General features: G+C 62.6%; 7 protein-coding genes and 1 tRNA gene. 7 read left to right on the top strand and 1 reads right to left on the bottom strand.

Going from position 1 to position 8,591, the window contains the following annotated elements; genetic code table 11:
- Positions 1-66: 66 nt before the first annotated feature.
- The 4 genes from ybgF (at position 67) to ACVOL0_RS02345 (ending at position 2,470) form a co-directional block, all read left to right on the top strand.
- Positions 67-861, top strand: a complete 795-nt coding sequence (gene ybgF / locus ACVOL0_RS02360; RefSeq protein ID WP_481547728.1) for a tol-pal system protein YbgF — start codon at positions 67-69, stop codon at positions 859-861.
- Between the two features lie 27 nt (positions 862-888).
- The gene (gene queE / locus ACVOL0_RS02355; RefSeq protein ID WP_481547727.1) at positions 889-1,584 is read left to right on the top strand and encodes a 7-carboxy-7-deazaguanine synthase QueE; all 696 of its coding nucleotides are present in this window, start codon (positions 889-891) and stop codon (positions 1,582-1,584) included.
- Between the two features lie 78 nt (positions 1,585-1,662).
- Positions 1,663-2,334, top strand: coding sequence for a 7-cyano-7-deazaguanine synthase QueC (queC, locus tag ACVOL0_RS02350; RefSeq protein WP_296253817.1), 672 nt, complete (start codon positions 1,663-1,665; stop codon positions 2,332-2,334).
- A gap of 60 nt (positions 2,335-2,394) precedes the next feature.
- Positions 2,395-2,470: transfer RNA gene (locus ACVOL0_RS02345), tRNA-Lys, on the top strand.
- Between the two features lie 234 nt (positions 2,471-2,704).
- Here the strand turns inward: ACVOL0_RS02345 and ACVOL0_RS02340 are convergent.
- Positions 2,705-3,805 carry a DUF5694 domain-containing protein gene (locus ACVOL0_RS02340; protein WP_481547726.1) on the bottom strand — a complete coding sequence of 367 codons (1,101 nt, stop codon included), beginning with the start codon at positions 3,803-3,805 and terminating at the stop codon, positions 2,705-2,707.
- Between the two features lie 330 nt (positions 3,806-4,135).
- Here ACVOL0_RS02340 and ACVOL0_RS02335 point away from each other — a divergent pair, with 330 nt between their 5' ends.
- From ACVOL0_RS02335 to ACVOL0_RS02325, 3 genes are all read left to right on the top strand, one after another.
- Positions 4,136-4,687, top strand: a complete 552-nt coding sequence (locus ACVOL0_RS02335) for an ECF-type sigma factor (RefSeq protein ID WP_481547725.1) — start codon at positions 4,136-4,138, stop codon at positions 4,685-4,687.
- A 17-nt stretch (positions 4,688-4,704) separates the two neighbouring features.
- Positions 4,705-7,464, top strand: coding sequence for a protein kinase domain-containing protein (locus ACVOL0_RS02330; protein ID WP_481547724.1), 2,760 nt, complete (start codon positions 4,705-4,707; stop codon positions 7,462-7,464).
- A 352-nt stretch (positions 7,465-7,816) separates the two neighbouring features.
- Entirely contained in the window at positions 7,817-8,572 is a 756-nt protein-coding gene (locus tag ACVOL0_RS02325; RefSeq protein WP_481547723.1) for a SapC family protein, read from the top strand.
- Positions 8,573-8,591 lie beyond the last annotated feature (19 nt).

Raw genomic sequence — 8,591 nt, 5'->3', positions numbered from 1 at the left:
CTGGCCGCACTAGCGGGGGCGTCAATTAGTCCCAACCCCGCATATCTGCCGACTCCTCCTCCACTAATGTGTAGGTGGGTGTGGGGCCCGCCGGGGTGCGCCCCCGCGCCCGCGTATGCACAGCGTGCAAGTCTGGCGGACCGTGTTGGCGTGCTGGAAACGCAGGTCAACAACAGTCAGGCCAACACCGACATGCTCAATCAGCTGCAGCAGCTGCGTACTGAAATGCAGGCGCTGCAGGGCACGATCGAGCAGCTTCAGCACGAGAACGAACAGCTGAAGCAGCGCAATCGCGATCAGTACCTGGACCTGGACGGTCGCCTCAATCGCCTTGAAGGCGGTGCTGGCACTCCGGCAGCTCCTGCCACTGGCGCGGTGACGCCCGCCGCTGCGGCCACAAAGCCGACAGCGGCTGCTGCCGAACGCCCGCCGACCGTACGTGGCGACGCCGGTACACTGGCTTCGGCCGGTGATGAGCGCGCAGCCTACAACGTCGCGTTCGACGCGTTGAAAGCCGGCAACTACGCCGACTCGGCGCAGTTGTTCCAGAGCTTCCTTGAGTTGTACCCGAATGCTGCTTACACCCCCAATGCGCTGTATTGGCTGGGTGAGAGCTTTTACGCAACGCGTAACTTCAAGATGGCTGAGGCACAGTTCAGCGATCTGGTTGCCCGCTATCCCACCCACGACAAGGCCGCCGGCGGTTTGCTGAAGCTTGGCCTGTCGCAGTTTGGTGAGGGCAACAGTGCCCAGGCACAGCAGACCCTGGAACAGGTTATTTCCCGTTTTCCCGGCAGTGATGCGGCCCGCACCGCCCAGGACCGACTGCAGTCGATCCGGCTCGGCCAGCAACTGCGTTGATGTGGTGCCGCACCGATGGTGCGGCTGATGACTATGAATTCTCCGAGCGCCGCTGTTCCCAGCGAGATCGTGCAGTCGCCGTTGCCGCGACTGAAGATCACCGAAATTTTCCTGTCCCTGCAAGGCGAGGCCGATAGCGTCGGCTGGCCGACCGTGTTCGTGCGCCTGACCGGTTGTCCGTTGCGTTGCCAGTACTGCGATACCGCCTACGCCTTCCACGGCGGCGAGTGGTGGGACATCGACGATATCGTCGCCGAAGTGCTCAAGCAAGGCGTACGCCATGTCTGCGTGACCGGTGGTGAGCCGCTGGCGCAGAAGCGCTGCCTGATCCTGCTGCAGAAGCTCTGCGATGCCGGCTTGGATGTCTCGCTGGAAACCTCGGGTGCGTTGGATATTGCCGAGGTCGATCCTCGCGTATCGCGGGTAGTGGACCTGAAGACGCCGGATTCGGCGGAAATGGCGCGCAACCGGCTGGAGAACATTCCACTGCTCACCGCCCGTGACCAGCTCAAGTTCGTGATCTGCAGCCGCGGCGACTACGAGTGGGCCAAATCCATGCTCAGCGAGCACCGCTTGCCTGAGCGTTGCATGGTGTTGTTCTCGCCTAGCAAGTCGCAGGTCAGTCCGCGCGAACTGGCCGACTGGATCGTCGCCGATCGTCTGCCGGTGCGCTTCCAGATGCAGTTGCACAAGTTGTTGTGGGACGACGCCCCGGGCTATTGAGCCGGCGACGTACCCGTCAATTGTTTACCCCGGCGCGGGACAGCGTGCTGGCTTTCCTCCCCCAACCGGATCATCACCATGAAGAAGAAAGCAGTCGTGCTTCTTTCCGGCGGCATGGACTCAGCCGCCGTCGTCGCCATCGCCCAGGAACAGGGCTTCGAAGTGCATGCCATGAGCGTGCGCTACGGCCAGCGCCACACCTCCGAACTGGAAGCCGCCGCCCGCGTGGCCGCCGCCTTGGGCGTGGCTGGACACAAAGTGGTCGCGGTCGACCTGCGCAGCATCGGCGGCTCTGCGCTTACCGATGACATCAACGTGCCGGAGGCCGGCGCCGGGGACACCATTCCCGTTACCTATGTGCCAGCACGCAACACCATCATGCTGTCACTGGCGCTGGGCTGGGCCGAGGTGCTGGGTGCCAATGACATCTTCTGCGGCGTCAACGCGGTGGATTATTCCGGCTACCCGGACTGCCGCCCGGAATTCATCGCTGCCTTCCAGGCACTGGCAAATCTGGCCACCAAGGCGGGCGTGGAAGGCGCCGGCATCCGCGTGCACGCACCGCTGCAGTACCTGAGCAAGGCGCAGATCGCACTGGAAGGGCAGCGGCTGGGCGTGGACTTCGGTTTGACCGTGTCCTGCTACCAGGCCGATATGGACGGCAAGGCCTGCGGCCATTGCGATGCCTGCCAGCTGCGCGCCGATGGCTTCACTGCCGCCGGCATGGCCGATCCCACCCATTACGCATGATGTTGTTTTTGCGTTTATTGCGTTAGAATACGCGCCCCGGCTACGGCCGGGTCTTTGTTTGGGCCGTTAGCTCAGTCGGTAGAGCAGAAGACTTTTAATCTTTTGGTCGAAGGTTCGAATCCTTCACGGCCCACCAGCATTGCCAAGGCTTCGGAGCGATCCGGAGCCTTTTTTGTTGCCCGCAGAATAGGGACTGCTCCGTAAGCGGCCTGGACTGGCAGGTCGAGCGTAGCGCGGGTAAGCCCAGTACACCGGGAGATGGGAATCCTGTGACCTTGAAGGCTGCTGCTGAGAAGCCCGGGGCGCGCTGCGCTTACCCGGGCTGCGGTGATGCCGGCAAGGCCGCGGCTCCAGCCGCGGCCTTTGTGCGTTACTTCAGCAGGGTCTGCTGGACATCGACGATCCGCACATCGTGCATCTGCTCAAGGTACGCATCCAGATACGCCTTGTGCGAGGCACCAACCAGCACGAGGGTGCGCATTCCAGGGCGTGCTCCCATCAGGTCGCGAATGTTGGCGGCCATGCGCAGATTGCGGGTTTCCCAGGATGTGACATACATGCGCCCGTAGCCCTGTGGGGATGGTTCTTCCAGCGCGGCACCGTAGTCGCTTTCGAACGCAGCAGGGGCGATGTCCGGGCCGTTGTCACGCCGATACATCGCCAGCGCGTGCTCCGGCGTGTCGAGTTGGGTTTCCAGGCTGCTGTGCTGCGCTGCTCGTTGCTTGCTGGCAGGGTTGTCCCACGCCTGGCGTATCGCCTTCACGTAGGCCTTGGGGTCCGGGCCATAGCGGTCGGCGCTGTGATCGTCCATCGGCCACAGGCGTTGATGGCCCAAGCGCACCGCCAGCGTTGCAGCGATCAGCGTGTTTTCATTGCGACTGCTGCGCAGTGCTTCCAGCGCCTCCACCAATTCCCGGTTCAAGCTGCCCTCCGCACGCCGCTCTGGCGCAGGCAGGTGCAGCCATTGGACAAGAGCGGAATCATGTTCTCCGGCGGCCAGGAACTTGGCTGCCAGTTCACGACGCTGGGCGGCCGTTGGTTGTGCTGGCCAATTTGCCAGCATTGCCTCGGCGGCCGCTGTCGCCGCTGCCACGTCCAGTCCGGTCGCCTTTGCAGCTGCCGACAGGTCGGGGCAGTAATCATTGACCGTCAACGCGTAACGGGCAGGGTAGCGGCGCAACATGTCGCATTGCTGTCCCGAGACTGTCTCGACGGCGATTGCCTGCGGTTGCCACGCCGCCAGGCGGTCGATCAGCGGGGCGAGCGTGGAAGGGTCGAAGGTCGCCGGCAACGCGGCCAGATGTGCGGTGCCGAGCACGGCAAGCTCGTTCTGCGTGCCGTGCTGCGGTCCTTTGTGTGCGCCTGGATCAAAAGGCCGTGCCTGTGCGATTGCTGCCTGCGCTGCCATCACCAACAGTGTGCCGATGAAAATGCTTTTCCCCCACACGCCCTGCGTTACTTCCTGCTGCATGGAATTCGCCGATGAAGCGCTTGTCTTGCGCGAAGTCGCGCAGATTCCGGTGCAGTCGAGGCCTTTGTCAAGGTTTTGTTCAGGTTGAATTCTTTCGCCCTTGTTCTTTGCCTGGCCTGATCGGCGTCCGGCGGAAAAAAGGAATGGGCATCACATGGCCCCAGCGCGATGTGACTGGGTGCCACCTTGTTTGGTTGTCCTTGGCGAAGCAGCCGGCCACCGCGGCAGTGAGGGGCCGCGGCCAGCAGGTTGGAACTAACCGGGTCTGGTCCTACTATGTGGGATGCAGCGGCGGTTGTCCTGACGGACGTCCAGGCATTGGGGACAGGGTTGAGCAAGCAGATCACGCAGTTACTGCACCGATGGCAACAGGGCGACATGGGTGCGCGCGAGCACCTGTTCGAAGCCTTGTACTCGGATTTGATGCTGATCGCCCGCAACCGCTTGTCGCAGCAGACCAATGGCACCTTGCAGCCGGCCGCGCTGGTCAACGAATCGCTGATGCGGCTGCTCGGTACCGACGCGGACTATAAGGACCGCACCCACTTTGTCGCCATCGCCGCGCTGAAGATGCGCTCGGTGCTGGTCGACCACCTGCGCGCGCGGGCTGCAGGCAAGCGCGGTGGCAATGCCGAGCAGTTGACGTTGTCCTACGCCGATCAAGTGCCGGACGATGCGGCCATCGGTTACGACGTGCTGGCTTTGCATCAGGCATTGAATCAATTGGCCGAACGCGAGCCGCGTGCAGCGAGCACCATTGAATTGACCTACTTCGGCGGTATGAGCCGCGATGAGATCGCGCTGGTGCTGGACGTGTCCGCGCCCACGGTTGACCGCGACCTGCGCTTTGCGCGGGCCTGGTTGAACCGGCAGCTGCGCTGAGCAGCGATGAAGGGGGCATGGTAGTGGGGGACGAGCGTTGGCGGCAGGTTCGTGAGCTGTTTGATGCCATCTGTGAGCTGCCGCGCGAGCAATGGCAGCAGGCGCTGGGCACGGGCAGTGACGACCCTGCGGTCCGCGAGGAAGTACTGCAGCTGCTGCGCTCGCAGACCCTGGGTCTCAGCCGCGTCAGCAACCGTCTGGACACTGCACTGGCACGCGCCCTGGCACCGGAACTGGGTGTGGGTGAGCGGCTCGGGCCATGGCGGCTGACCGAGCGCATCGCACACGGTGGCATGGGTACCGTGTTCAAGGCCGAGCGTGCCGACGGTCTCTACCAGCGTACGGTTGCAATCAAGCTGTTGCATGGCATGCCGGGCGCCACCGAGGTGGAGCTGCTTGGCGCCGAGCGGCAGGTGCTGGCCGGCCTGCAGCTACCCAATGTCGCGCGTCTTTACGATGGCGGTACCACGCCGGATGGGCATCCCTATCTGGTGATGGAGTACATCGACGGTGTGCCGCTGGATCGTTGGTGCAGCGAGCAGGCCTTGGGACTGCAGCAACGGCTTACGCTGTTCCTGGAAATCTGCAGCATCGTGCAGTCGGCACACGAGCAGTTGGTGCTGCACTGCGATCTAAAGCCACCCAACGTGCTGGTGCAGGCCAATGGCCAGCCGGTGCTGTTGGACTTTGGTCTGGCACGACTGCTCAACGAGGCGCGTGACAAACGCGACTCCGGCTACTGCACGCCGGGCTACGCCAGCCCGGAGTTGATCGCCGGGCATACCGTTGGTGCGGCCAGCGATGTCTACAGTCTTGGCGTGATGTTGCTGGAGTTGCTGTCCACGCAAGCATCGATGCGCGAGGCGCAGAACACCGGCGAGGCATTGATTGCGCCCAGTGCCAATACACCGGCTGATCTGCCCTGGCGGCGACGCCTGCGTGGCGATCTGGATGCCATTGTTGCGCGTGCCTGCGCCAGCGACATCGCCCTGCGCTATCGCTCGGTTGAAGCCTTGATGGCTGACCTGCGCCGCTATCTGGAGATGCAGCCGGTACTTGCGCGCAACGGCAGCCGCTTGTATCACCTCGGAAAAGCGCTGCGTCGGAACTGGCAGGGCACGGTGATTGGCGTCGGTATGAGCGCGCTGCTTGCGGTGTTCGTGTTCGGTTTGTGGGAGACCCGGCGGCAGGCGCAGGAAGAAGCGGTGGTGGCGCAGCAGATCAGCAATTTCATGGTTGGCATGTTCGAAACCGCCGACCCGTTTCTACGCACCGAACGCGGCGCCGAGGAGTTGAGTTCGCGGCAACTGCTGGACAAGGCCACATTGCAGGTGGCACGTGATCTGTCTGATGCGCCGGCGCAGTTGGCGCGGATGCGCGCAGTGCTTGGCCTTGCCTATCAGAATGCCGGTGCGTCGCATCAGGCCGATACCCTGTTGCAACAGGCCTACGGCGGTTTCATGGACCCGCGTGTGGCGCGACCATTGGATGCTGCCAATGTGTTGGCGGACCTGTCCGTGCAGAAGACCCTGGATGGTGACGGAGAGCTGGGGCAGCAGTTGGCTGCGCAGGGCCTGGATCTGATCGGCAGCAAAGCGCCGCCCGTGCTGCAAGCGCGCTTGTACAGCGCCAAAGGCCTGGCCTTGTTGAATCAGCAGCATTTTGACCTGGCCGAAGCGGCCTTCAACAGCGCGACGTCGCAGTATCAGGAGGTAAAGGATGTGGACGTCAGCGCCGAGACAAGTGAGTTGTCGTACAACAAAGGTCTGCTGTACCTGCGCTGGGGAAGGCAGCCATCGGCAGAACATGAGTTTCGGCGGGTGCTGGACAATCTGCATGGCCGCCGCACCAGCCTGGCGTTGGCTGCCGAGACGCGGCTGGCACAGATACTCCGTGAGCAGGGTAAGTACGAACAGGCCTTGCCACTGCTGCAGTCAGGTATGCGCTATGCGCTGGAGCTGTACGGCGCGGAGAACAGCTTTGTCCGTGTGCAGTACGACGGTTTGGCGGACCTGTATCGGGACTCCGGTGATTACGCGGCGGCGGAGCTGCATTACCAGAAGCGGAATGCCTTGAGCGCGCGCCTGGATGGGCAGGACTCGGTCGAGTACTCGATGGGCCTGTTCAACTACGGCTCGCTGAAAGAGCTGCGCGGCGAGCTGGCCGCTGCCGAGGCGTTGTATCGACAGTCCTGGTTGATCCGCAAACAGAAGCTGGGCGAGGACTCACCTACCAGTCTGCGCGCTGAAAGCGAATTGGCGCGCCTGCTGATGCGGGATGGGCGGATGAGCGAAGCTGGCGTGATGCTGGAACACGCTGACAAGGGGTTGAGCCAGAGTTTGCCAGCTGACGCCCCCGGACGGGTACAGGCGCATTTGAACCGGATTGACTGGCATGTGCGCAGTGGTCAGCTGGAACAGGCACGGCAACTGCTCGAGCGGATGGATACGCCGGCAGCGGAGGAACTGCAACTGCGGCTGCTGGGTATCCGCGCTGATCTGGCAGTGCGCCAGGGCGAGGGTGAGCAAGCGCTGGCTTTGCGCAGGGCTGCGGTGGAGTTTGCAGGCAGCAAACAGGGTAAAGACAGCGCTGCTGTTGTCGAGACGAGTCTGGCGCTTGCCGAATCATTGCTGCAGTTGGGGCATGCGCGGCTGGCCAAGGAAGAGCTGCAGCGCGTGCTGTTGCTGATCGGCCGGCTACAGGTTGCCGGTTCGCCGGACCGCCGCAAGCTGGATGGCTTGCTGCTGCTGGCCGAGCAGAATCTAGGCCCGCGTTAGCAATTGAGTAGGTTCTTGGCCCGCCGAGTCACATGTGCGAGCGATGCGCACCTGCCATGCGGGGTGTTTTCAAGTATTTGATATATATGAATTTATGGTTGGCCTTGAGGCCTGAAAGGTTGGGGGTGGCGCGATCTCTGAACCGGTCCGTGACGTCCTCGATCCATGGACTTTACTTGTCCGTCGTAACTATTCCGGCTGGCCGGTCCTGTCTTACGAAAGCTACACAAACATAAATTTGTTTAGATTGGCGCTGGCGACGAAAAGAATTTTTTTCAATTCGTGATTGGTTGCGGACGCTTTTCCCGGTTTCTTCTAGTGAGGATCAATTTTTCCACTACAGGGGAACGCCATGAAGCAGCTGCTGATCTATGACCGTCCAGTTCAGTTGAACCGTGTTGCACACCGCAACCACCGCGTGGTTGCCAACGACGGCGACTTCCGATTTGCCTCTGGGCTCAACTCCGTGCCGCTGGCCTGTGTGGAGTTCGCCCGTGCCGTGCGCGACTATCCGATCGTATTTGCGGGCAACAGCGCTGACAGCGTGGTGCCTGCCGCACTGCTGGGCCTGCGCAGCGGGCAGAACCTGATGGTTGACGCCGAAGGACGTTGGGCCGAGGGCGCCTACGTGCCGGCGTTCCTGCGTCGCTATCCGTTCGTGCTGGCCGAGCAGGATGGGCAGGGCAGTGATTTCACCGTCTGCCTGGATGCGGCATTCGAAGGTTTGCGGGAAGGCGGTGATGAAGGTGCGCCCCTGTTCGACGAAGAAGGCAATGACAGTGCGGTGCTGTCCAATGCGCTGGAATTCCTGCAGGAGTACCAGGTGCATCTGGCCCGCACCCGCAGCTTGACGGCTGCCTTGGTCGCGCACGATCTGCTGGTGTCCAAGCAGGTAAACGTGCAGACCGCGGCCGGTGAAACCTTCTCGCTGGATGGCTTCTTCGTGGTTGACGAGCAGAAGCTGCGCGAGCTCAAGGGCAAGGCGCTGCAGGACCTGGCCAAGTCCGGGGACCTGGGCTGGATCTATGCCCACCTGCTGTCGCTTGGCAATGTCGAGCTGCTGAGCCGAACGCTGGACAAGCAGGCACCGCCTGCAGCCACCCACTGACACCCGCGTTACCCCCGAC

This window comes from Stenotrophomonas sp. STEN021, from assembly GCF_056760175.1.
This window is presented reverse-complemented; position numbering and strand designations above follow the sequence as displayed.